23 protein-coding genes are annotated in these 24,665 nt (G+C 57.0%); 18 read left to right on the top strand and 5 right to left on the bottom strand.

Annotated elements, in window-relative coordinates; genetic code table 11:
• Positions 1-222 precede the first annotated feature (222 nt).
• A complete protein-coding gene (locus tag NUX24_RS14745; RefSeq protein ID WP_023310528.1) occupies positions 223-450 on the top strand; it encodes a DUF2754 domain-containing protein in 228 nt (75 codons plus the stop codon).
• On the opposite strand, the gene ddlA is transcribed toward NUX24_RS14745, so the two are convergent.
• On the bottom strand, positions 447-1,547 hold the full coding sequence (gene ddlA, locus NUX24_RS14740) for a D-alanine--D-alanine ligase (RefSeq protein ID WP_047650408.1): 1,101 nt from the start codon (positions 1,545-1,547) through the stop codon (positions 447-449). The two genes, NUX24_RS14745 and ddlA, sit on opposite strands and share 4 nt — an antisense overlap.
• A gap of 103 nt (positions 1,548-1,650) precedes the next feature.
• On the opposite strand from ddlA, the gene NUX24_RS14735 reads away from it, so the two are divergent.
• From NUX24_RS14735 to adrA, 6 genes are all read left to right on the top strand, one after another.
• Complete coding sequence (locus NUX24_RS14735) at positions 1,651-2,334, top strand: extensin family protein (protein WP_126329128.1); 684 nt, start codon at positions 1,651-1,653, stop codon at positions 2,332-2,334.
• A gap of 168 nt (positions 2,335-2,502) precedes the next feature.
• Entirely contained in the window at positions 2,503-3,714 is a 1,212-nt protein-coding gene (locus NUX24_RS14730; protein ID WP_257832456.1) for a multidrug efflux MFS transporter, read from the top strand.
• A gap of 213 nt (positions 3,715-3,927) precedes the next feature.
• Entirely contained in the window at positions 3,928-4,188 is a 261-nt protein-coding gene (gene iraP / locus NUX24_RS14725) for an anti-adapter protein IraP (RefSeq protein WP_023293178.1), read from the top strand.
• Between the two features lie 99 nt (positions 4,189-4,287).
• Positions 4,288-5,703: an alkaline phosphatase gene (gene phoA / locus NUX24_RS14720; protein ID WP_257832452.1), complete on the top strand. Its 1,416-nt coding sequence runs from the start codon at positions 4,288-4,290 to the stop codon at positions 5,701-5,703.
• Between the two features lie 90 nt (positions 5,704-5,793).
• The gene (gene psiF, locus NUX24_RS14715; protein ID WP_047650411.1) at positions 5,794-6,114 is read left to right on the top strand and encodes a phosphate starvation-inducible protein PsiF; all 321 of its coding nucleotides are present in this window, start codon (positions 5,794-5,796) and stop codon (positions 6,112-6,114) included.
• Between the two features lie 102 nt (positions 6,115-6,216).
• Positions 6,217-7,320 carry a diguanylate cyclase AdrA gene (gene adrA / locus NUX24_RS14710; RefSeq protein WP_257832450.1) on the top strand — a complete coding sequence of 368 codons (1,104 nt, stop codon included), beginning with the start codon at positions 6,217-6,219 and terminating at the stop codon, positions 7,318-7,320.
• Positions 7,321-7,334: 14 nt separating this feature from the next.
• Here the strand turns inward: adrA and proC are convergent, their stop codons facing one another.
• A complete protein-coding gene (gene proC, locus NUX24_RS14705; protein ID WP_024906789.1) occupies positions 7,335-8,144 on the bottom strand; it encodes a pyrroline-5-carboxylate reductase in 810 nt (269 codons plus the stop codon).
• A gap of 97 nt (positions 8,145-8,241) precedes the next feature.
• Here proC and NUX24_RS14700 point away from each other — a divergent pair, with 97 nt between their 5' ends.
• From NUX24_RS14700 to ppnP, 5 genes are all read left to right on the top strand, one after another.
• Positions 8,242-8,700: a YaiI/YqxD family protein gene (locus NUX24_RS14700; protein ID WP_010428006.1), complete on the top strand. Its 459-nt coding sequence runs from the start codon at positions 8,242-8,244 to the stop codon at positions 8,698-8,700.
• 143 nt (positions 8,701-8,843) lie between these two features.
• Positions 8,844-9,368 carry a shikimate kinase AroL gene (gene aroL, locus NUX24_RS14695; protein ID WP_047650413.1) on the top strand — a complete coding sequence of 175 codons (525 nt, stop codon included), beginning with the start codon at positions 8,844-8,846 and terminating at the stop codon, positions 9,366-9,368.
• A gap of 44 nt (positions 9,369-9,412) precedes the next feature.
• The gene (gene yaiA / locus NUX24_RS14690) at positions 9,413-9,604 is read left to right on the top strand and encodes a protein YaiA (protein ID WP_032638425.1); all 192 of its coding nucleotides are present in this window, start codon (positions 9,413-9,415) and stop codon (positions 9,602-9,604) included.
• 237 nt (positions 9,605-9,841) lie between these two features.
• Entirely contained in the window at positions 9,842-10,519 is a 678-nt protein-coding gene (locus tag NUX24_RS14685) for an AroM family protein (protein ID WP_257832445.1), read from the top strand.
• 71 nt (positions 10,520-10,590) lie between these two features.
• Positions 10,591-10,878 (top strand): pyrimidine/purine nucleoside phosphorylase, encoded by a 288-nt coding sequence (gene ppnP / locus NUX24_RS14680; protein ID WP_008503270.1) that lies wholly within the window; start codon positions 10,591-10,593, stop codon positions 10,876-10,878.
• Between the two features lie 49 nt (positions 10,879-10,927).
• Here the strand turns inward: ppnP and rdgC are convergent, their stop codons facing one another.
• Complete coding sequence (rdgC, locus tag NUX24_RS14675) at positions 10,928-11,842, bottom strand: recombination-associated protein RdgC (RefSeq protein ID WP_023310540.1); 915 nt, start codon at positions 11,840-11,842, stop codon at positions 10,928-10,930.
• 123 nt (positions 11,843-11,965) lie between these two features.
• On the opposite strand from rdgC, the gene mak reads away from it, so the two are divergent.
• Positions 11,966-12,871, top strand: coding sequence for a fructokinase (gene mak / locus NUX24_RS14670; protein ID WP_047650414.1), 906 nt, complete (start codon positions 11,966-11,968; stop codon positions 12,869-12,871).
• A gap of 75 nt (positions 12,872-12,946) precedes the next feature.
• Here the strand turns inward: mak and sbcC are convergent, their stop codons facing one another.
• A complete protein-coding gene (sbcC, locus tag NUX24_RS14665; protein ID WP_257832440.1) occupies positions 12,947-16,078 on the bottom strand; it encodes an exonuclease subunit SbcC in 3,132 nt (1,043 codons plus the stop codon).
• The gene (gene sbcD / locus NUX24_RS14660; protein ID WP_257832438.1) at positions 16,075-17,280 is read right to left on the bottom strand and encodes an exonuclease subunit SbcD; all 1,206 of its coding nucleotides are present in this window, start codon (positions 17,278-17,280) and stop codon (positions 16,075-16,077) included. Before sbcD ends, sbcC begins: the two co-directional genes overlap by 4 nt.
• Positions 17,281-17,467: 187 nt before the next feature.
• Between sbcD and phoB the strand changes: the two genes are divergently transcribed.
• The 5 genes from phoB (at position 17,468) to malZ (ending at position 24,616) form a co-directional block, all read left to right on the top strand.
• On the top strand, positions 17,468-18,157 hold the full coding sequence (gene phoB, locus NUX24_RS14655) for a phosphate response regulator transcription factor PhoB (RefSeq protein ID WP_008503265.1): 690 nt from the start codon (positions 17,468-17,470) through the stop codon (positions 18,155-18,157).
• 21 nt (positions 18,158-18,178) lie between these two features.
• Positions 18,179-19,474 (top strand): phosphate regulon sensor histidine kinase PhoR, encoded by a 1,296-nt coding sequence (gene phoR / locus NUX24_RS14650; RefSeq protein WP_126329120.1) that lies wholly within the window; start codon positions 18,179-18,181, stop codon positions 19,472-19,474.
• A gap of 409 nt (positions 19,475-19,883) precedes the next feature.
• Positions 19,884-21,203 carry a branched-chain amino acid transporter carrier protein BrnQ gene (gene brnQ, locus NUX24_RS14645; protein ID WP_023310545.1) on the top strand — a complete coding sequence of 440 codons (1,320 nt, stop codon included), beginning with the start codon at positions 19,884-19,886 and terminating at the stop codon, positions 21,201-21,203.
• An 81-nt stretch (positions 21,204-21,284) separates the two neighbouring features.
• Positions 21,285-22,658 carry a proline-specific permease ProY gene (gene proY, locus NUX24_RS14640; RefSeq protein WP_008503261.1) on the top strand — a complete coding sequence of 458 codons (1,374 nt, stop codon included), beginning with the start codon at positions 21,285-21,287 and terminating at the stop codon, positions 22,656-22,658.
• Between the two features lie 140 nt (positions 22,659-22,798).
• Positions 22,799-24,616, top strand: coding sequence for a maltodextrin glucosidase (gene malZ, locus NUX24_RS14635; RefSeq protein WP_257832436.1), 1,818 nt, complete (start codon positions 22,799-22,801; stop codon positions 24,614-24,616).
• The last annotated feature ends 49 nt before the right edge of the window (positions 24,617-24,665 follow it).

Raw genomic sequence — 24,665 nt, 5'->3', positions numbered from 1 at the left:
TTAATACGCGTCTTACAGGGTGAGTTTGACAGGTCATCGTATTTGTCAATATCAGAATCGTGGTAATTTACGCGCCGGAATCCTCCTGGATTGTCGATTTCTGCAGCACATCACAATTTCATTACTTAAGTGAAATTGCGTCGCGTTTCAGAATTTATGCATCTGCCACAGACCTGGCCGTAAAACTGTGAGAGGATGTCTTTTTTTCCTGCCGGAGTTGTTATGAAGCTCACGTCCAAACTACGCCGTGACTGGCATTACTATGCCTTTGCTATCGGGCTGATCTTTATTCTTAACGGTGTCGTGGGCCTGTTGGGGTTTGAAGCAAAAGGCTGGCAAACGTATGCCGTTGGGCTGGTGACCTGGGTAATCAGTTTCTGGCTGGCGGGGCTGATTATCCGCCGTCGTCCTGAAGAGACGACAGCGGATGAGGCGAAGAGCGCCGATTAACCGTTTACGGAACTTTTAAGCGCGCTGTCGGCGGCGTGACGTTCCAGCGCCAGTTCGATCAGGCGGGTGATCAATTCCGGGTAGCTCAGGCCGCTCGCCTGCCACAGCTTCGGATACATGCTGATGTTGGTGAAACCCGGCAGCGTGTTGATTTCATTGATCACGACTTCGTTTTCCGGCGTCAGGAACACATCCACGCGCGCCATGCCGCAGCAGCCGAGCGTCTGATAGGCGCTAATGGCGATCGCGCGGATCTTATCGTTAACCGCCGGATCGAGATCCGCAGGAACGACAACCTGCGCGCCTTTGTCATCAATGTATTTGGTGTCGTACGAGTAGAAATCGCTGTTTAAGACCACTTCGCCGCAGGTGCTCGCCTGTGGAAAATCGTTGCCCAGCACGGCGCACTCAATTTCACGGCCTTTGATGCCCTGCTCAACCACCACTTTATGGTCGAACTCAAACGCCAGACGGACGGCCTGCGTGAACTCTGCTTCGCTGGTGACTTTGCTGACGCCCACGGAGGAGCCCTGGTTTGCCGGCTTCACAAACAGCGGCAGACCCAGCTCTTCGCTTATTTGCGCGAAGCTGTGTTTGTCGCGGTTGGCGCGGGTGAGGGTCACGAACGGCGCAATGTTCAGCCCGGCATCGCGCAGCAGGCGTTTGGTGACGTCTTTGTCCATGCACGCAGCAGAGCCGAGAACGTCCGAGCCGACGAACGGCAGGTTGGCCATGCGCAGCATCCCCTGCAGGGAACCATCTTCGCCCAGGGTGCCGTGAACGATAGGGAAGACAACGTCGATCTGGGCGAGAGCCTGTGCGTTTCCGGCGTCGATAAGCTGCCCCTTCACGACGCCGGGTACGGTGGCGACGCTCACTTCCGAAGGATTAAGGGCGATATGCGCCGGATCGTGAGCGTTCAGCAGATACTGGCTGGCATCGTTAACGTGCCACTGACCCTGTTTATCAATGCCCAGCAGCACCACGTCGAAACGGCTTTTATCGATTGCATCAACGATATTTTTGGCCGATTGCAATGACACTTCGTGCTCCGCTGATTTTCCCCCAAAGACAATACCTACGCGCTGCTTAGCCATCTCACTCTCTTCCAGTCTGACGAAAAGCCAATAACATACCACGATGCCCGGCGGGTTTCGCGGCCTTCTGCCATAATGTTTTGGGGAATCTTGAGGGGGGAGAGTGAAAGGAAAAACGCTGCTGACCGTTTTCATCATTGTGGCCGTTGCAACGGTGGGTTACCGCTGGTTGCCGCCTTACTACAACCCTTTCATACCGCTGACGCTTGACGACCCGCCGGGCCGAATCACCCAGTATAAGCTTCGGCGCTTAACTCCCGAGGCGTGCGAGAGCCTGCTGTCGCAGGCTAACCAAAGAGATCTCATCCACACCCAGCCGGTGGCGGACAGCGGCGGCGCGTGTCCGCTTAACAACGTCGTGCGCGTGCGTGACTTCGGTCCGGTCGGCCTGAACGGGAGCTTTCTTGCCAGCTGTCCGCTGGCGCTCAGCTCTGCGCTGTTTATCAGCCAGCAGGCCCGACCGCTGACAAAGCGCTATACGGGCAGCGACCTTGCGCGTATCGACCACCTCGGCAGCTTTGCCTGCCGCAATATTTACCACCGCCCTGACGCGCGACGCAGTGAACATGCCACGGCGGAGGCGCTGGATATCGCCGCTTTTAGGCTGGCGAACGGGGAGCGCGTCACGGTGCTGAACGGCTGGAAGGCGGCAACAACGCAGCCATGGCTGAAGGCCATGCTGGCGGCAAGCTGCGGCTACTACGGAAACGGCCTCGGGCCGGAGTATAACGCGGCGCATGCCAACCATTTTCATCTGGGAATGCGCGGTTTCGGACTCTGTCGGTGAAGCATAATATTCCGCCAGAAAATGGATGAATTGTGACTTATTTCACAAATATGATGACTGGGAAGATAAAACACCAAAGTCAGTTGGGCCGCATCTCTGGTGCGACGTTAGTACGCGTAACTTGCTAATCTGTCGGCGAATTCGCCTAAAAATGAAGACTATTTCTTTATGGAATCCTGGAAAGTTAATCTCATCTCGGTCTGGTTCGGCTGCTTCTTTACCGGGCTGGCGATCAGCCAGATCCTGCCGTTCCTGCCGCTGTACGTCTCGCAGCTGGGGGTGACCTCGCATGAAGCGCTCTCCATGTGGTCCGGCCTGACGTTCAGCGTCACGTTTCTGGTCTCCGCCATTGTGTCACCGATGTGGGGCAGCCTGGCGGATCGGAAAGGCCGAAAACTGATGCTGCTGCGCGCCTCGCTCGGGATGGCGATTGCCATTCTGCTGCAGGCCTTCGCCACCAACGTCTGGCAGCTGTTTTTCCTGCGCGCGGTGATGGGGCTGACGTCCGGGTACATTCCGAATGCCATGGCGCTGGTCGCCTCTCAGGTGCCACGCGAGCGTAGCGGCTGGGCGCTGAGTACGCTCTCCACGGCACAGATCAGCGGCGTCATCGGCGGTCCGCTGCTGGGCGGTTTCCTGGCGGACCACGTCGGGCTGCGCGCGGTATTTATTATCACCGCGATCCTGCTGGTGGTCAGTTTTCTGGTCACGCTCTTTCTTATCAAAGAGGGAGGCCGCCCGGTTATCAGTAAATCTGAACGCCTGAGCGGCAAGGCCGTTTTTGCCTCGCTGCCCTATCCGGGACTGATGATCAGCCTGTTTGTGACCACTATGGTTATCCAGCTTTGTAACGGTTCGGTCGGTCCGATTCTGGCGCTGTTTATCAAGTCGATGGAGCCGGAAAGTACAAATATTGCTTTTCTGAGCGGCATGATTGCCGCCGTGCCGGGCGTATCCGCCCTGATTTCCGCACCGCGTCTGGGAAAACTGGGTGACAGGATCGGCACGGCGCGCATCCTGATGGCGACGCTGATATTTGCGGTCGTGCTCTTCTTCGCGATGTCGTTTGTCACCTCTCCGCTTCAGCTTGGCATATTGCGATTTCTGCTCGGGTTTGCCGATGGCGCCATGTTGCCTGCGGTACAGACCCTGCTGGTTAAATATTCCAGCGACCAGGTGACGGGGCGTATTTTTGGATATAACCAGTCATTTATGTATCTGGGGAATGTTGCCGGTCCGCTTATTGGGGCATCCGTTTCCGCGATGGCCGGTTTTCGTTGGGTATTTGCGGCTACGGCGATTGTCGTTTTAATCAATATTATCCAGCTGGCTATTGCGCTGCGTCGCCGCAGACAAATGGCGGAAGCGAAATCGTCGTGATAATCGTTTCGTTGATGTATTATATATTCTTATGGTAGCCGCATTTTTATATAACAAAATGCGGCGTTTTTTTATAGAAAAACGTTTCGCTCGCCGCGGCGATCTTCTATTTTCATTCCTGCATCACTTTTGCATACCATAATAAATTTCTTCTCTTTGCATTATGGATTCAGAATGCTAACTTCAGACAAAACTGAAAAAGGAACTGGCACGATGAAAAATCTCATTGCTGAATTGCTGGTCAAGCTGGCACAAAAGGAAGAGGAGTCAAAAGAGCTGGTGGCTCAGGTCGAAGCGCTTGAAATTGTGGTCACCGCGCTGCTGCGACAAATGGCGAAAACCGATCAGCAGGCGTTGATTGAGAGCGTGGAAGGCGCGCTGGAGAGCGTCAGGCCTGAATCGCAGGTTCCGGTTGAGGATGCGGAGATGCTCCACCAGTACGTAAAGAAGCTGTTAAGGCATCCGCGCAGCTAAACCGTCACAGGACGTAACGACGTGTCATAGAATTGTCATGCAGGATGCCTATAGTCGCTCTGTTTTTATTTTTATGTATTTGTACATGGAGAAAATAAATTGAAACAGAGCGCACTTTTCATCGCATTACTTCCCCTGTTAATTACCCCTGCCATTTATGCCGATACTGCCCAAACCAGCGTGCTGGATAATCGCGCGGCAAAAGGGGATATCACCCAGCCTGGCGGCGCACGCCGTTTATCAGAAGATCAAACTGCCGCTATTCGCGCTTCGCTGAATGATAAGCCGGCGAAAAATATTATTCTGCTTATTGGCGATGGAATGGGGGATTCCGAAATCACGGCGGCGCGAAATTATGCCGAGGGTGCGGGCGGCTTTTTTAAAGGTATCGACGCATTACCGCTGACCGGACAATATACCCATTACGCGCTGGATAAAAAAACCGGTAAACCGGATTACGTCACGGACTCCGCGGCTTCTGCTACGGCGTGGTCCACCGGCGTGAAAACCTATAATGGCGCGCTGGGTGTGGATATACACGAAAAAGATCACCAAACCCTTCTGGAGATGGCAAAAGCGGCGGGCCTGGCGACCGGCAACGTCTCTACCGCTGAACTTCAGGATGCAACGCCCGCGGCGCTGGTGGCGCACGTGACCTCGCGTAAATGCTACGGTCCGTCAGTGACCAGCGAAAAATGTCCGACGAACGCGCTGGAAAAAAGCGGCAAAGGCTCGATTACGGAACAGCTGCTGAACGCGCGTCCTGACGTGACCCTGGGCGGCGGCGCGAAAACCTTCGCAGAAACCGCGACGGCGGGCGAATGGCAGGGTAAAACGCTGCGCGAGCAGGCGCAGGCCCGCGGCTATCAGCTGGTAAGTGATGCGAATTCGCTTGCAGCCATCACCGAGGCGAACCAGGACAAGCCGCTGCTGGGGCTATTCTCTGACGGCAACATGCCCGTGCGCTGGGAAGGACCAAAAGCCTCGTATCACGGCAATATCGATAAGCCTGCCGTGACCTGCACTCCGAACCCGAAACGCACGGACAGCGTACCTACGCTGGCGGCGATGACCGATAAAGCCATCTCTCTGCTGAGCAAGAGCGAAAAAGGATTCTTCCTGCAGGTAGAAGGCGCGTCGATCGATAAGCAGGATCATGCGGCGAACCCGTGCGGCCAGATTGGCGAAACCGTCGATCTGGACGAAGCGGTGCAGAAGGCGCTTGAGTTTGCGAAAAAAGACGGTAACACCCTGGTGATCGTCACCGCGGACCATGCGCACGCCAGCCAGATCATTCCGGCAGATACCAAAGCCCCGGGCCTGACGCAGGCGCTGAACACCAAAGATGGCGCCGTTATGGTGTTGAGCTACGGCAACTCTGAGGAAGAGTCCATGGAGCACACGGGCACCCAGCTGCGTATTGCCGCCTACGGCCCGCACGCGGCAAATGTGGTAGGCCTGACCGATCAAACGGATCTGTTCTACACCATGAAGGCGGCGCTGGGTCTGAAATGATAAAAATCCCGGCGGAAATCACATCTGCCGGGTGGTTTTTTTCCTGTCACGAACCAGACTTACAGGGAATGTTCACAAAAGGATGGTGCAATGAAAACAACATTACTGGTTACTCTGCTCTCCGGCCTGTTCCTGGTCGCATCGGCGAACGCGGAAGAGAAAACGCTAACGCCGCAACAACAGCGTATGACCACCTGTAATCAACAGGCGACGTCGCAGAGTCTGAAGGGAGATGCTCGCAAGACCTACATGAGCGACTGCCTTAAAAACGGCGCCGCGAAACCGGGTGAAAAAAGCCTGACGCCGCAGCAGCAAAAAATGCGCGAGTGTAATGCGAAAGCGACCGAGCAGTCCCTTAAAGGTGACGACCGCAGCAAGTTCATGAGCGCGTGCCTGAAGAAAAAAGTGTAGTTCAAACGGGTGAGAGGCTCCGGCGGCTCACCCGAAATTTCATACTTTCCCCGCAGACCCCCTCTCTATAATTTGGGAAAATGTTTCAGAATATTCCCAAAAATGATGAATGATGAAACGTATTACAACAAAAAGCGCATTCGGGAAGAGTGGAATTTAACCCTTTCTCAGGATGACCCTCACCGCGCCGGCATTCAGTTTGCCCGGCGAGTCCGGCTGGCGCGCGCCGTCGGGCTGGCGGCGATGTTTTTCCCCGTTGCGGGGATGTTGGTTACCCATTTTTTACCCGGTGGCTGGTGGCTTTTACTGGTGGGCTGGTCGTTCGTCTGGCCCCATTTTGCCTGGCAGCTGTCCTGCCGCGCCGCTTCACCTCATCAGCAGGAAATTTTCAATCTTAAAATCGATGCCATTATTGCCGGGCTGTGGATCGGCGTGATGGGGATGAATGCGTTACCCACGGCAGCGCTGGTGATGATGGTAGGGATGAATATGATGGGTTCCGGCGGCTGTCGTCTGTTCATCCCGGGGATGGCGTTGACGCTGCTCTCCGCTCTGGTGACCCTGCCTCTCGTCGGGAAGGTGGTCGTCTTCAACCCCGACCCCGTAGAGTGGATCCTGACGCTGCCCGTACTTATGCTTTATCCCATGCTGTTTGCCTGGCTCAGCTACCGCACCGCCGTCAGGCTTGCGGAGCACAAGCGGCGGCTGGAAATGATGAGCACCCGCGACGGCATGACCGGGGTCTTTAATCGTCGGCACTGGGAAATGCTGCTGCGAAATGAATTTGAGCATTGTCGGCGCGACCACAGCACCGCCACGATATTGCTGATTGATATAGACCACTTTAAAAACATCAACGACACCTGGGGGCACGACGTGGGCGACGAGGCGATCGTTGCCATTACGCGTCAGCTCCAGCGGTCGGTACGGTCAGGCGATGCGATCGGCCGGTTTGGCGGAGATGAGTTTGCGGTGATCATGTCGCAGACCGCGGCGGAAAGCGCCATCGCCGTGATGTCGCGGCTGCATGAGCGGCTGGAAAAACTGACGTTACCGTGTGCGCCAAAAGAAGCGCTGCGCATCAGCGTAGGCGTTGCCCCCTGGGGGCCGCAGTTTGGACATTATCGGGAATGGCTGAAGGCGGCCGACGTCGCGCTGTACAGGGCGAAAAATGCCGGGCGCGGCCGCACCGAAGTGGCCGCCTGACGCCCGGTCAGAAATCAGGATTTACTCAGCTTCTCTGATTTTTCCATGCATTTTGCCATCGCTTCAATGACGGCCGAGCGGAACCCGCGCTCTTCCAGCACCCGCACCGCTTCGATGGTGGTACCCCCCGGGGAGCAGACCATATCTTTCAGTTCACCCGGATGTTTGCCGGTTTCCAGCACCATTTTGGCGGAGCCCATGACGGCCTGCGCGGCGAACTTATACGCCTGCGCGCGCGGCATTCCGCCAAGCACGGCGGCGTCGGCCATCGCTTCTAAAAACATGAACACATAGGCAGGGGCTGAGCCACTCACGCCAACCACCGGATGGATCATCGATTCGGCAATCACTTCTGCTTCACCGAAGCAGCGGAAAATATTCAGCACGTCGGCTACTTCTTCCGTGGTCACCAGCGCGTTAGGCGTAACGGAGGTCATGCCGGCGTTGACCAGCGAGGGGGTGTTGGGCATCGCGCGGACGATTTTGCGGTCGTGGCCCAGCGCGCGCGCCAGCTGATCGAGCGTGACGCCCGCGGCAATCGACACGACCAGCGTCTCTTTGTTCAGGCTGGAGGTGATGTCGCTCAGCACTTTGATCATGATGTTTGGCTTGACGGCGCCAAAGACGATATCGGCGACCTGGGCGACTTCCTGCGCGCTTTCGGCGGCGTTGATCCCGTATTGATCGCGCAACGCGGCGACCTTATCCGGTGACGGGGTATAGACCCAAATCTGACCCGGCAGCACCTGTCCGCTGGCGATCAGACCGCCCAGGATGGCTTTGCCCATGTTACCGCAGCCGATAAACCCGATTTTCTTGTCCATCACGATTCTCCGTCATTATGCGTTGTTTTCTCTGATTGATAGCTTAACAACGAAATGCAGGCGACAATAGTCGACAGAGTCATTATGGGGAGACAATATGGCGATTTGGGTTGATGCGGACGCGTGTCCGAATGTGATTAAAGAGATTTTGTTTCGCGCCGCCGAGCGCGTTCAGATGCCGCTGACGCTGGTGGCGAACCAGAATATTCGCGTACCGCCTTCGCGGTTTATCCGCTCTTTGCGCGTGCCGGCCGGGTTCGACGTGGCGGATAACGAAATTGTTCGCCTGTGCAGCGCGGAGGATCTGGTGATCACGGCGGATATCCCGCTAGCCGCAGAAGTGCTGGAGAAAGGGGCGGCGGCGCTCAATCCGCGCGGGGAGCGTTACTCGCCTTCGACCATTCGGGAAAAGCTGACGATGCGCGATTTTATGGATACGATGCGGGCCAGCGGCGTGCAGACCGGTGGACCGGATAGCCTCTCCCAGCGCGATCGCCAGCAGTTCGCTGCCGAACTGGATAAATGGTTGCTGGAAGTGAAGCGCCGCACAGCGTAATGATAATTATTGTCAATTTGTGGTACAGTGTGGCCTCCACAGGGTTGTCATCCCGTACCGCTTTGCAGTAAAGTAATCGCAACATCTTCTGCAATTATTTCTTTACACTCTTCAGCCATCCGGCATCAAGGGGAACACCTGGCATGACCCAACCCATCTTTTTAGTTGGCCCCCGCGGCTGTGGGAAAACCACCGTTGGCCTGGAGCTGGCACGCGTGTGTCATCGCCAGTTTGTTGATACCGACCACTGGCTGCAAACCGAGGCCGGAAAAACCATCGCCGAGATCGTTGAGCAAGAGGGGTGGGAGAGCTTTCGCGCGCGCGAAACGGCCGCGCTGAAGGCGGTCACTATCCCGTCTGCCGTGATCGCGACCGGCGGTGGCATCGTTCTGGCGGAGTGCAATCGTCACTTTATGCGCGAAAAGGGGATTGTGATTTATCTCAGCGCGCCGGTGTCGGCTCTGGTAGGGCGGCTGGAAGCCTTTCCAGAAGAGGGGCAACGCCCCGCGCTGACCTCCAGGCCGCTCAGCGAAGAGGTGAGCGAAGTGCTGGCCGAACGCGATGCGTTATACCGCGAAGCGGCTCACCACGTGGTGGATGCGTCCGCCTCTCCCGAAGAGGTTGTGATTCAGATTATTACCGCCCTGCGTTTGGCTTGTGCCAGCTAACCGGCGTCTATACTTATAGCTCAGACATAAAAAAAGGATGAGCTATGCCAACCAGACCTCCCTATCCGCGTGAAGCGCGCATTGTTACCGTTGAAAAAGGCCAGACGGGTCATACCGTGACCTGGTATCAACTGCGCGCCGATCACCCCAAGCCGGACTCGCTGATCAGTGAACACGAGACTGAACAGGAAGCGCTGGACGCGAAACGGCGCTACGAAGATCCCGATAAAACCTGACCGTTTTCCTAAACGCTCCAATATCGTGCCTGAATCACACTTTTTACTCATCGGGAAAGTTAAGCAGGAGTTAATATTTAGTTATTACAAGTAACTCCGGTATCGGCAGGCGATCTTTACATTTCGATGTCGGGATCACCTGCTACGCTTGGTGCTGTTTTGTTGAAAAAATGAACTGTGCAGCGTAGTGAGCCTGTACCTGTATGCACGATGTTGGAGTAATGGAAGGCGATCAAGATGAAGGCAACGTTGGCGATCCTCACCATTGGTGTGGTCCCTGTAAGCGAAGTGTTACCGCTCTTAACCGAGCATGTATCTGAACAACAGATAACGCATCTGAGCCTGCTGGGGAAGATGAGTCGGGAAGAGGTCATGGAAGACTACGCTGTCGAGGCGGGGGAGGATCCCCTGGCGACGTTATTAAGTGACGGTAAACTGGCGCACGTTTCGCGTCAGAAAATCGAGCGCTCGCTGCAGGGCGTGATAGAAGTGCTCGATAATCAAGGTTATGACGTTATTTTGCTGATGAGTACCGCGCCCATTAAGGGCCTCACGGCGCGTAATGCGATTTTGCTGGAGCCGATGCGCATCATTCCACCGCTGGTGGCCTCCATCGTGGATGGTCATCAGGTGGGGGTGATTGTGCCCATTGAGGAGCTTATGGATAACCAGGAAGCAAAGTGGCACGTGCTGGAAAAAGTGCCCTTATATGCGCTGGCAAATCCGTTCTGGGACCGTGAGGCCAAGCTGATTGCTGCCGGGAAGGAACTGCTTGAGAGAGGGGCTGATGTCTTGATCCTCGACTGCCTCGGTTTCCATCAGCATCATCGTGATCTGCTGCAAAAAGCGCTGGATGTCCCCGTGCTGTTATCCAACGTTCTGATGGCTCGCCTGGCCTCGGAACTCCTCATGTAATGATTTTGCGTGACAGGTGATGAGCATGGCCCCTATAGTGAATTTTTATCTAAAAATATAAGGGCCAGTTCATGCTTCAAAGTAACGAATACTTTTCCGGTAAAGTGAAATCCATTGGTTTTACCAGCAGCAGCACTGGCCGCGCCAGTGTCGGCGTTATGGCGGAAGGCGAATACACCTTTGGTACGGCGGAAGCTGAAGAAATGACGGTCGTCAGCGGTGCGCTGAACGTCTTACTGCCGGGTGAAACGGAATGGAAAGTTTACGCTGCCGGGCAAGTTTTCAACGTCCCTGGCCACAGCGAATTTCATTTGCAGGTCGCTGAACCTACCTCTTATCTGTGCCGCTACCTGAAATAAAAAATTAAGCCGGGTGGCGCGAACGCTTACCCGGCCTGCGTTTTGCCTGTTATCTCTGCGCTTCGCCGCCGAGACCTTCCACCAGATTCTGAATCAACGCGGCCAGCTCGCCGGTCATCAGGATGAAGTCGGCGTCAAAGCGCTGGGCGTAATCTTCCCTGTCGATATCTTCGTTCTGATCGCGCAGCTCGTCGCAGAACTTCAGACGCTTCACTGAACCGTCGTCGCACATCACGAACTGAATGCGCTGCTGCCAGTCGAGCGCCAGTTTAGTGACCACTTTACCCGCTTCGATGTGGACGGCGATCTCGTCGCTCACCAGATCCTGCTTCTTCGCGCGGATCACGCCGCCATCTTCCAGCAGGGCTTTCAGCTCGGCTTCATCAAGGATCTGGAAGCCCTGAGCCGCAGCGCCGCTGCGTACCCATTCGGTCAGCGTCAGCTCGATCGGCGTTTCCAGCGCCAGCGGAACGACCGGTAAAGATCCGATGCTTTTACGCAGCAGGGCCAGCGTGTCTTCTGCTTTCTTGGCGCTGGCGCAGTCCACCATGATCAGCCCGTTAACGGTGTCGATCCACATCATGGTCTGGCTGAAGCGGCTGAAGGCGCGCGGCAGCAGGGAGTGCAACACTTCGTCCTTCAGCGAATCTTTTTCGGTCTTTTTCAGCTTGCGGCCCTGTTCGGCTTCCAGCTTGAAAATTTTCGCTTCGAGCGCCTGCTTAACCACCGGCGTCGGCAGGATTTTCTCTTCTTTACGGGCGCAGACGATGATTTGACCCGTGCTGCTGGCGTGGGTCAGTGCATCGCTTTGTGAACCCATTGGCGGCACCCAGCCGGTTTTCGCCATATCCTGGCTACCGCAAGGGGAAAAGGTATAAGCGGCTAACTGTTTTTCCATCTCTTCTGCACGCAGCGAAACGTCGCGGCTGAGACGGTAAACCATCAAATTTTTGAACCACAGCATGATAATTTCCACGGCCTTGTCGTTAAATCAGCGGGCATGATAACGAATTGTCGCATCGCTTGCATTGCTAATCGGGAAGCGTGCTTCTACTCTGTTGATAATCAAAATAATGAGGAGAGTCTTGTGCGTATTGGGATCGATTTGGGCGGCACCAAAACAGAAGTCATCGCGCTGAGCGAACAGGGGGAGCAGCTGTTTCGCCACCGTCTGCCGACGCCGCGCGATGATTATCACCAGACTATCGAGACGATTGCCAGCCTGGTTGAGATGGCCGAGCAGGCGACAGGGCAAACCGGCAGCGTCGGGATGGGGATCCCGGGGTCGATCTCGCCGTATACCGGGGTGGTTAAAAATGCTAACTCCACCTGGCTCAACGGTCAGCCGTTTGATAAAGATTTAAGCGCGCGCCTGAACCGGGAAGTGCGCCTGGCCAATGACGCCAACTGTCTGGCGGTCTCTGAGGCCATCGACGGCGCGGCGGCCGGTGCCCAGACCGTGTTTGCCGTGATCGTCGGTACCGGCTGCGGCGCGGGCGTGGCGTTCGGCGGGCGCGCCCATATCGGCGGTAACGGCACCGCGGGCGAATGGGGACACAACCCGCTGCCGTGGATGGATGAAGACGAGCTTAAATATCGCGCTGAGGTGCCGTGCTACTGCGGAAAGCAGGGCTGTATTGAGACGTTTATCTCCGGCACCGGCTTTGCGACCGACTACCATCGCCTGAGCGGCCAGCCGCTCAGGGGCAACGAAATCATGCGTCTGGTCGAAGAACAGGATCCGGTGGCGGAGTTGGCCCTTAGCCGCTACGAAATGCGGCTTGCGAAATCCCTGGCCCACGTGGTGAATATTCTCGATCCGGACGTGATTGTGCTCGGCGGCGGCATGAGCAACGTTGACCGACTGTACGCCACGGTACCGAACCTGGTGAAACAGTGGGTCTTCGGCGGCGAGTGTGAAACTCCGATCCGCAAAGCTGTCCACGGTGACTCCAGCGGCGTGCGCGGCGCGGCGTGGCTGTGGCCCGAATAAAATCTAATAGTGTTTATTCCCTCTCCCTGTGGGAGAGGGCCAGGGTGAGGGCACCAGACCGCACCCTCCTCCCATTCATTCCACTGCAAACACCTTATCCAGCCTGCTGTATCCTAGCCCGTTGATCTTCTTCACCTTGATCTGAACCGGAATGCGCTCTTTCATTGCCTCAACGTGGCTGATCACGCCGATGGTTTTCCCGGTGGCGTTCAGCGCGTCGAGCGCATCCAGCGCGGTATCCAGCGTTTCACTGTCGAGCGTGCCGAAGCCTTCATCCAGGAAAAGGGAATCGATCCGCGTTTTATGACTCACCAGATCGGAAAGGGCCAGCGCCAGCGCCAGGCTGACCAGGAAGCTCTCGCCGCCGGAGAGCGTGCGGGTATCGCGAACCGCATCTGCCTGCCAGGTATCAACCACTTCCAGCTCCAGCGCGTCGCTGGCCTTGCGCTGCAGCAGATAACGCCCGTGCAGGCGGTTAAGCTGCTGGTTAGCAAGCCAGACGAGATTGTCCAGCGTCAGCCCCTGCGCGAACTTACGGAACTTGTCGCCGGTGCTGGAGCCGATCAGCGAGTTCAGATAACCCCAGTCGTCCGCCTCGCGCGCGGCCTCTTCAATTTGTTGCATCAACGCCAGCTGGTGCTGACGGTTATCGCTTTCCTGCTTAAGCTGCTGGCGGATCTCGCCCTGATGCGTCGTGTTCTCGCGAAGCCGTTGCGCCAACTGCTGCAGCTGGTTTTGCAGCGTGGGGGCATCGGCACTGAGCCCTTCCGGCCGCAGCGCCAGATGAGCCTGCAGCTGCTGGTTAGCCTGGCCGGAAAGGGCCGCGGCCTGCTGTATCTGGCTTTCCAGCGACTGCTTCAGCTGTTCGAGGTGGCGAATAGCGTCGTCATCCAGCAGCGCGGCAAGGAACGCGTCCCGATCGGCAAAGCAGCTCGCTGCGAGCGCCGCGGTGAACTGCGTCTGCGACTGCTGCAGGCGCTCTTGCTCCAGCTTTTCCTGCTGCTGCTGCGCGCTGAGCTGGCTTTGTAGCGACACGCATTCGTCGTGCACGTCGCGCCAGCCGTCCGGAATGGCCGGTTCGGCCTCTTCGCCGTTTGTTTCCGGAAGCGTGTCGAGCAGCGGCTTGAGAGCGTTTATGCGTTCCAGAAGCACGCCGTGCTGCGTTTGTTTCTCCTGCCACTGCGCGAATTCCGCTTCGCGGGCGTGCAGCCAGGCGGCTTCATTACCGTCTTCAGGTACGTTAAGCGATAGCGAGAGCAGGGTGTGCTCCAGCGCCTGACGCGCGGCCGTCAGCTGCTGCTGATACTGTCGCTCCTGCACTTCCTGCTCGTTTAGCTGGTTTTGCAGGGTCAGACGCTGGCTGAGCTGATAAAGCTGGCGCTCGTACTGTTCCTGCTCGTTCATCCATGGCGTGATATCTTCCTGAATATTCAATGCTATGTTCAGGGAAGCGCAGGCGTCCATCCACTCTTTAGTGAGCGCTTGCTCTTCCTGAGAGAGCGTCTGCGCTTCGTCAGTCTCGCGCTGGATCTGCTGCGTCAGGGCATTAACCTGTCCCAGTACCAGCAGGCCTTCCTCTTTAAGCGCGGCGACCTCTTTTTCCAGGGCATCACGGCGGCGCTGGTTATCCGTCCGCACAAGAGACTGGTATTGCGCAACGGCGGGGTGCTCGCTGGAACCGCACAGCGGACAGGGTTTGCCTGCCTCAAGCCGGGAACGATAGCTTTCCAGATCTTTAATCGTCGCTTCACGTTCGCACAGGGCTTTAAGGTCCAGATAGTGCTGGTGTTTCTCTTTGTACTGCTGGCGGCGCAGCGTCAGCGTTTCATTGAGTTTATTTTGATCGGCCTGGGCCTTCTGCACGCTTTCACCGCTCTGGCGCAGGCGCTTTTGCAGCGGCTGATAGCGGGCATGCAGCGACGTTAGCCGCTGGCGCAGCGTGCGTGACCGGGACTGCTGCTCCATGGCCGCGCTGACCTCATCCGCCGTCAGCGTCAGCGCATTTTCCGGCATCGCAGCCAGCCTGTTGCGTAATTCGCTCATCCGCGCAGCAAGCGAGGCTAACTGCATTTTGTCGCGGTTAAGCTGCGAGAGCTGGGCACGCCAGCCGGCAATCTCCTGCCCCAGCAGGCGAAAGCGTTCGTGCTCCGCCAGCCACTGCGCCAGCGCCGTCAGTTCGGTCTGAAGCTGCTCATGATTCCGCTGGGCGGTATGACGGATCCGCGCGCGCAGTGCGGTTTTGGCTTGTAAGCGAGTATTTACTTCGATAATTCGCTGCTGGGTTTGCGTCAGACGTGCGGTTTGCTCCTGCTGGTGCTCCCAAAGCGGTCGAAGCTGGGCGGCGGGGAGAGCGAGCTGGAGCTTTGCCAGCTCTGGCGCAGCGTTCGTCAGCGACTGTTGCGCCTGCTGCTGCATCGCGGCGACTCGCTGTTGCTCGAGTAGGAGCTCATCATGGCGCGTAAGCCACTGAAAATCTTTCTGCTGGCTTTGCTGCTGAACCAGCAGGGTTTTCTCTTCGTCAGTAAGTGCCTGCAAACTTTGCTGCAACTGCTGCTGTTGCTCTTCGCTCAACAGCACGACGCCCGCCGCCTGCGCCTCGCACTTTTCAAGCACGCTGCGGGCGGCTTTGTGTTTTTCAAACACCATGGCGGAAATCTGGCCGTAGATCTCGGTGCCGGTCAGCTCTTCCAGCAGTTCAGCGCGATCGCTCGGTTTGGCATTCAGAAAGGCTGCAAACTGCCCCTGCGAGAGCAGCATGGAGCGGGTGAAGCGGCCATAGTCCAGCCCGGTGAGCGCGGCGGTTTGCTCCAGTTTATCCGTCACTTTGTCGGCCAGGATTTTGCCATCTTCGCAGCGCGCCAGCTCCACGCGCGGCGCCTGCAGGTTTCCGTCCGGCTGGTTGCGCGCGCGGTTCTGGCTCCAGAAGGCGCGATAGGCGGTGCCTTTTACCTCGAATTCCACTTCGGCCAGGCACTCGGCGGTGTCGCGCGTCATCAGGTCGTTTTGCGCCTGGGAGACCTTCTGCAGGCGTGGGGTTTCGTGATAAAGCGCCAGGCAGATGGCGTCGAGCAGGGTGGTTTTACCCGCCCCGGTCGCGCCGGTAATGGCAAACAGCCCGTTGCTGGCAAACGGCTCCGCGGTAAAGTCAATTTTCCACTCCCCCTTGAGGGAGTTGAGGTTTTTCAGGCGCAGGCTCAAAATTTTCATGCGTTTTCTTCCTCATCATTGAGCGCATGCAGGGTATGGCTGAACAGTTCGCTGAGCCTTTCGCGCTTCGCGTCGTCAATTTCCTCCTGCGAGAGCCTGCGTTCAAACACCTCTTCAACCCGAAGCTCACTGAGCGTTTCGCGTTGAGCGCTTAACAGAATTTTCTCGCGCTGCTCGCGGCTGCGGCGTACCAGCAAGACTTCGACGGGCAAATCTTCCGTCAGCGCCTGTATTTTACGCTGCATATCGTGCAGGTAGTCGTCGGTGGTGATTTCAATATCCAGCCAGACCGGCGGGTTAAGCGCTGCCCCGCGCCACTGCTCAAGCTGGGCGGTAATGGCGTCAAGATCGCCCTTCAGCACCGCCAGCGGCTGGGTGACGGGCACCTCCAGCGTCTCAACGGCGTGAAGTTTTCCGTCTGAGAAGCTCACCAGATGGACGGATTTGGCCTTGCCCGTTTCGTCAAAGCTGAGCGAAATTGGCGAGCCGCAGTAGCGGATATGCTCGCTGCCGCCGACGATCTGCGCCCGGTGGATGTGCCCGAGCGCAATGTAGTCGGCTGGCGGGAAGTTCTGCGCCGGAAAGGCGTCCAGCGTGCCGATATAGATCTCACGTACGGCGTCACTTTTACTGGCCCCGACGGTGGTGAGATGCCCGGTCGCAATCACCGGAATCGGCTGGTCGCCGCGCAGGGCGCAGGCATCGGCGTGCTGCTGGTGATAATAGTCGGTGATGGCCTGCAGGAGATGCTGCTGCTTTTCCGCGCCCGACAGCCCCGCCTGGCTTTGCACGATGTCGCGCGGCCGTAAAAAAGGAATGGGGCACAGCACCGCCCCCGGCGTGCCGTCACGTTTTTTCAGGATCTGCGGGGCGTGCCCGGCGCTGGCGACGACGGTGGTATTGAGAAATGCCAGGATGTCGCGGGATTCATTGAGCGTCGCGACGGAATCATGGTTGCCGGCGACAATCACCAGATGACAGCCGGTTTGCTGCAGATTCACCACGAAGCGGTTGTACAGTTCACGCGCATAGCTGGGGGGCGAGCCGGTATCAAAGATGTCACCCGCCACAATAATCGCGTCCACCTCGTGCGTCCGGGCCGTTTCCAGCAGCCAGTTCAGGAACGCTTCATGTTCAGCCGCACGGCTTTTGCTGTAAAAATTTTGACCCAGATGCCAGTCCGAGGTGTGAAGTATGCGCATAGCTGATCCGTGGCAAAAAAGAGAAAGCAGGATTATAAACGTTCAGAGACGGGAAAATAACCGCTGTAATAAAACAACGGTTTGCCCGTTATCGTGGTACTGTTTTTCATAAATCTGTCATAAATCTGACGCATAATGGCGCCGAATTACAAACTTGTAACGTAAATAAGATAAGACAGGGCAAAGTATGGCGAGACGTATTCTGGTCGTAGAAGATGAAGCTCCAATTCGTGAAATGGTGTGCTTCGTGCTCGAGCAAAACGGCTTCCAGCCGGTTGAAGCGGAAGATTATGACAGCGCAGTGAACCAGCTGAATGAACCCTGGCCCGATCTGATTCTGCTGGACTGGATGTTGCCCGGCGGCTCCGGACTGCAGTTTATCAAACACCTGAAGCGTGAGGCGCTGACCCGCGACATCCCGGTTGTGATGCTCACGGCGCGCGGAGAAGAAGAGGATCGCGTGCGCGGTCTGGAGACCGGCGCGGACGATTACATTACTAAACCGTTCTCCCCAAAAGAGCTGGTTGCCCGCATTAAAGCCGTGATGCGCCGTATTTCGCCGATGGCGGTGGAAGAGGTGATAGAGATGCAGGGGCTGAGCCTTGATCCCACCTCACACCGCGTGATGACCGGTGAAAATCCCCTCGACATGGGGCCTACCGAATTTAAACTACTGCACTTCTTTATGACCCACCCGGAACGCGTGTACAGCCGCGAGCAGTTGCTGAATAACGTCTGGGGAACTAACGTGTATGTCGAAGACCGGACGGTTGACGTACATATTCGCCGCCTGCGAAAAGCGCTGGAACTGAGCGGCCACGATCGCATGGTGCAGACGGTCCGCGGCACGGGTTATCGTTTTTCTACCCGTTTCTGAACAATGACAGGAGTGTGACGCGTGCTGGAACGTCTGTCATGGAAAAGGCTCGTCTTTGAACTGATCTTATGCTGTATTCCGGCCTTCATTCTGGGGGCCTTTCTTGGACACCTGCCGTGGTTTCTGCTGGCGTCGGTCACCGGGCTGCTGATCTGGCATTTCTGGAACCTGCTGCGCCTCTCCTGGTGGCTGTGGGTTGACCGAAGTATGACGCCGCCGCCGGGAAGCGGCAGCTGGGAGCCGCTGCTGTACGGTCTGCATCAGATGCAGATGCGTAATAAAAAGCGCCGCCGCGAGCTGGGAAGTCTGATTAAGCGTTTTCGCAGCGGTGCAGAGTCGCTGCCGGATGCCGTGATTCTGACGACCGAAGAAGGGACCATCTTCTGGTGTAACGGCCTGGCGCAACAGCTGCTGGGCCTGCGCTGGCCCGACGACAATGGCCAGAATATCCTCAACCTTCTGCGCTATCCCGAGTTCACGCTGTATCTGAAAAAGCGTGATTTTACCCGTCCGCACAATCTGAAGCTCAATAATGGTCGCCATCTGGAAATCCGCGTGATGCCCTACAGCGATAAGCAGTGGCTGATGGTGGCGCGCGATGTCACCCAGATGTACCAGCTGGAAGGGGCGCGTCGCAACTTCTTCGCCAACGTCAGCCACGAACTGCGAACCCCGCTAACCGTGCTTCAGGGCTACCTGGAGATGATGCAGGAGCAAACGCTTGAAGGCGCGCCGCGTGAAAAAGCGCTGCACACCATGCGCGAGCAAACGCACCGGATGGAAGGGCTGGTGAAGCAGCTGCTGACGCTCTCGAAGATTGAAGCGGCGCCAACGCTTGCGCTAAATGACACCATTGATGTGCCGATGATGCTGCGGGTCGTTGAGCGTGAAGCGCAGACGTTAAGCCACAAAAAGCATCACCTGACCTTTGAGGTCGACAACACGCTAAAGGTGCTGGGCAGCGAAGATGAACTGCGTAGCGCCATTTCCAACCTGGTGTATAACGCGGTGAATCATACGCCGGAAGGGACGGATATCGTGGTGCGCTGGCAGCATACCCAAACGGGGGCTGAGTTTAGCGTGGAAGACAACGGGCCGGGGATTGCGCCTGAGCATATTCCGCGTCTGACCGAGCGCTTTTACCGTGTGGATAAGGCGCGATCCCGGCAGACGGGCGGAAGCGGCCTCGGGCTGGCGATTGTGAAACACGCGGTTAATCACCATGAAAGCCGTCTCGATATTCAGAGTACGCTGGGTAAAGGAACCCGCTTCAGCTTCGTTATCCCGGAACGATTAATTGCCAAAAAGATCGCCTGACGGCAGGCGTGTCATTTTACCTTTCCACGGGTCAGCGTCTGCTGGCCCGTTTGCTTTGCAGCCAGGCGAAACGCGGATGAATTATATACGGCTGACGGTTTTTTGTTCGCATGATTAGCCATGGGTTTTTCTTATAAATAGCGTATTGTTCTGAGTCGTATTTTCATGCTGGCATATTGTTCTGGTTTTACGATCCCACCTTGCCTTTAAACGTTATAAGCGTTTAAATTGCGCCCCAGATACTGTCAGACCGACTGTATTTGCGTGGTAAATCGAAAAACTATTCTTCTCCACGCCAGGACGGGAGCATTTCCCGCTGAAATTGAGCAAATTTTCGGCTGTATCGTCCCGTCAGGGATATCGAAAATCTCAATGTTTTCAACACCACATCCACAGGCAGTAAGGTTTTATGACCCATCACTTAAAATCGCGTGACATCATCGCGCTGGGCTTTATGACATTTGCGCTGTTCGTTGGCGCAGGCAACATCATTTTCCCTCCAATGGTTGGCCTACAGGCGGGTGAACACGTCTGGACCGCCGCGTTTGGTTTCCTGATTACTGCCGTGGGTCTGCCGGTTCTGACCGTCGTCGCGCTCGCGAAAGTCGGCGGCGGTGTGGATAGCCTCAGCACCCCGATTGGCAAAGTCGCGGGCGTTCTGCTGGCAACCGTCTGCTATCTGGCCGTGGGGCCGCTGTTTGCCACCCCGCGTACCGCGACCGTTTCCTTCGAAGTGGGGATTGCTCCCCTGACCGGTGACGGTGCGATGCCGCTGTTTATCTACAGCCTGATCTACTTCGCGATCGTGATTCTGGTTTCCCTCTATCCGGGCAAGCTGCTGGATACCGTGGGTAACTTCCTGGCTCCGCTGAAAATTGTGGCGCTGATTGTTCTGGCGGTTGCGGCCATCGTCTGGCCAGCGGGCCCGATTAGCGACGCGATGGACGCCTATAAAAACGCCGCGTTCTCTAACGGCTTTGTGAACGGCTATCTGACGATGGATACGCTGGGCGCCATGGTGTTTGGTATCGTTATCGTTAACGCCGCGCGTTCCCGCGGTGTGACCGAAGCGCGTCTGCTTACCCGCTATACCATCTGGGCCGGTCTGATGGCCGGCGTGGGGCTGACGCTGCTGTATCTGGCGCTGTTCCGTCTGGGTTCCGATAGCGCCATGCTGGTTGAGCAGAACGCCAACGGTGCGGCTATCCTGCACGCCTACGTTCAGCACACCTTCGGCGGTGCGGGCAGTATGCTGCTGGCAGCGCTCATCTTCCTGGCCTGTCTGGTCACTGCCGTTGGCCTGACCTGCGCCTGTGCTGAGTTCTTTGCGCAGTATCTGCCGCTTTCTTACCGTACCCTGGTGTTTATCCTCGGTATTTTCTCCATGGCGGTGTCTAACCTCGGTCTGAGCCACCTGATTCAGGTCTCTATTCCGGTGCTGACGGCGATTTACCCGCCGTGTATCGTGCTGGTAGTGCTGAGCTTTACTCGTCCGTGGTGGAACAACTCTTCACGAATTATTGCGCCAGCCATGTTTATCAGCCTGATTTTTGGTATCCTTGACGGGATTAAAGCATCAGCTTTCGCGCACATACTGCCGGCATGGACACAGCGTCTGCCGCTGTCCGAGCAGGGTCTGGCCTGGTTGATGCCTACCGTTGTTGCACTGGTTCTGGCGATTATCTGGGACCGTGCTGCAGGGCGTCAGGTCGCATCGAACGCTCATTAATCAACGGCAACAAACTGTTTAACCACGGGGCTTAAGGCCCCGTGGTTTTTTGTTTTTTTCGTGTTGAATGGCAAGATTTAAATGGAAAGCACTAACAAACTTAAACGTGGATTGAGCACGCGCCACATCCGCTTTATGGCGCTGGGCTCGGCTATCGGCACCGGTCTTTTTTATGGCTCGGCAGATGCCATCAAAATGGCCGGTCCCAGCGTTTTGCTGGCGTACATCATCGGCGGCGTGGCGGCGTATATCATCATGCGCGCCCTCGGCGAAATGTCGGTTCACAACCCGTCCGCCAGCTCTTTCTCCCGCTATGCGCAGGAAAACCTCGGCCCGCTGGCCGGGTTTATCACCGGCTGGACCTACTGCTTTGAAATCCTGATTGTGGCGATTGCCGACGTGACGGCGTTTGGCATCTATATGGGCGTCTGGTTCCCGGCGGTACCGCACTGGATTTGGGTCCTGAGCGTGGTGCTAATAATCTGTGCCGTCAACCTGATGAGCGTGAAGGTGTTCGGCGAGCTGGAGTTCTGGTTCTCCTTCTTCAAGGTCGCCACCATCATAATCATGATTGTGGCCGGTTTCGGCATCATCATCTGGGGAATTGGCAACGGCGGGCAGCCGACCGGGATCCATAACCTCTGGAGCAACGGGGGCTTCTTCAGCAACGGCTGGCTCGGGATGGTGATGTCGCTGCAGATGGTGATGTTCGCCTACGGCGGCATCGAGATTATCGGTATTACCGCCGGGGAAGCAAAAGATCCGGAGAAATCCATTCCGCGCGCCATCAACTCGGTGCCGATGCGTATTCTGGTGTTCTACGTGGGTACGCTGTTCGTGATCATGTCCATCTATCCGTGGAATCAGGTGGGCACCAACGGTAGCCCGTTTGTCCTGACCTTCCAGCATATGGGGATTGCCTTTGCGGCCAGCATTCTGAACTTTGTGGTGCTGACCGCGTCGCTCTCCGCGATCAACAGTGACGTCTTTGGCGTGGGCCGTATGCTGCACGGCATGGCGGAGCAGGGCAGTGCGCCGAAGGTGTTTGCCAAAACCTCACGCCGCGGCACGCCGTGGGTAACCGTTGTGGTGATGACCGTAGCGCTGCTGTTCTCGGTTTACCTGAACTACATCATGCCGGAGAACGTCTTCCTGGTGATCGCATCGCTGGCGACCTTCGCGACGGTGTGGGTGTGGATCATGATCCTGCTGTCGCAGATTGCGTTCCGCCGCCGTCTGTCGCCGGATGAGGCGAAAGCGCTGAAGTTCAAAGTACCTGGCGGGGTGGCAACCACCGTCGTCGGGCTGATATTCCTGGTGTTTATCATTGGCCTGATTGGCTACCATCCGGATACCCGCATTTCCCTGTACGTGGGCTGCGCGTGGATCGTCCTGCTGCTGGTGGGCTGGGTGTTTAAATGCCGCCGTGACCGTCAGCTGGCGGAAGCGCAGTAATATTTTTATTCCCTCTCCCTGTGGGAGAGGGGATTTTTACCTCCTCCCCCGTCCTCCTCCCCCAATAAATCACGTCATGGTGAGCTATCCTTAACCACCCTGTGGCAAGGTGACGTCAATTTCATCAGAGGGGATTCGTGATGTTAAACGCCTGGCACCTTCCGGTTGCCCCATTTGTTAAGCAAAACAAAGACAACCTTGTGATTACGCTCTGGCTGGCGGGGGAAAATCAGCCTGAACGCGTGACGCTTCGCGCCGAAATAGATAACGAAGAGACCGGGTTGAAAATGCACAGGCTGCGCAGCCAGCCGCAGCCGGGGATCACGGCGTGGCGGGCGAATATCGATCTGCGCAGCGGACAGCCGCGCCGCCGTTACAGCTTTAAGCTTTTGTGGAATAACCGCCAGCTGTGGTTTACCCCGCAGGGGTTTAGCCGTTTCCCGCCCGCACGGCTGGAGCAGTTTGCGGTCGATTACCCGGATAGCGGCCCGCAGTGGGTTAACGATCAGGTGTTTTACCAGATTTTCCCGGACCGTTTTGCGCGCAGCGAAAAACGCACCGCCGACCAGGATAAGATCTATCACCACCATGCGGCGGGCCACGACATTATCCTGAAAGCGTGGGATGAGCCGTTAACCGCACAGGCGGGCGGCTCGACGTTTTACGGCGGCGATCTCGACGGCATCAGCGAAAAGCTACCGTACCTGAAAAAGCTCGGCGTGACGGCGCTGTACCTCAACCCGGTGTTTAAAGCCCCGAGCGTGCACAAATACGATACCGAAGATTATCGCCACGTTGACGAACAGTTTGGCGGTGACGAGGCGCTGCTGCGCCTGCGCAAGAACACCCAAAACGAAAGCATGCGCCTGATTCTGGACGGCGTGTTCAACCACAGCGGAGATTCGCACGCCTGGTTTGACCGCCATAACCAGTCGATGGGCGGGGCATGTCATAACCCGGAGTCGCCGCAGCGCGACTGGTACAGCTTTAACGAGGAGGGCCGCGCGCTGGACTGGCTGGGCTACGCCAGCCTGCCGAAGCTGGATTTCCAGTCGCCAACGCTCGTGAATGAAATTTACGGCAGTGAAGACAGCATCGTCCGTCACTGGCTGAAGGCGCCGTGGAATATGGACGGCTGGCGGCTGGACGTGGTGCATATGCTCGGCGAAGCGGGCGGGGCGCGGAATAACCTTCACCACGTCGCCGGGATTACGCGTTCGGCGAAAGTGGCCCAGCCGGAGGCGTTCGTCTTTGGCGAGCACTTCGGCGACGCGCGCCAGTGGCTGCAGAACGATGCGGAAGATGCGGCGATGAACTATCGCGGCTTTACCTTCCCGCTGTGGGGATTCCTCGCTAACACCGATATTTCCTACGACCCGAATCATATCGACGCTGAAACCTGCATGGCGTGGATGGAGAACTATCGCGCCGGCCTGTCCCATCAGCAGCAGCTGCGGATGTTCAACCAGCTCGATAGCCACGATACCGCCCGCTTTAAATCCCTGCTCGGCAAGGATGTGGCGCGTCTGCCGCTGGCGGTGACCTGGCTCTTCACCTGGCCGGGCGTGCCGTGCATCTATTATGGAGACGAAGTGGGGCTGGACGGCAACAACGATCCGTTCTGCCGCAAAACCTTCCCGTGGGAGCCAGAGAAGCAGGACAAGGTGCTGTTCAGCCTGTATCAGCGGCTGGCGAGGCTGCGTAAGCAGAGTCTCGCCCTGCGCTACGGTGGCTGCCAGGTGGTATACGCCCACGATAACGTGGTGGTGTTTGCTCGCGTCTATAACCAGCAGCGCGTGCTGGTGGCGATCAACCGGGGCGAGGCCTGCGAAGTGGTGCTGGATGATTCACCGCTGCTGAAGGTGGCTGCGTGGAAGAATAAAGAGGGCAAGGCGACGATACAGGACGGCGTGCTGGCGCTGCCTGCGGTATCCGCGACGATCTGGTTCGGCAGCTAAGACCTGCTAATGTTTCCACCTTTTAAGATGGCGTAAATGCAACTATTTG

Origin of the sequence: Enterobacter sp. HG048 (genome assembly GCF_024702055.1) — a bacterium.
Lineage (GTDB): Bacteria > Pseudomonadota > Gammaproteobacteria > Enterobacterales > Enterobacteriaceae > Enterobacter > Enterobacter dykesii.
Note: the sequence above shows the minus strand (reverse complement) of the source record. Positions and strands in the feature narration are given on the sequence as shown.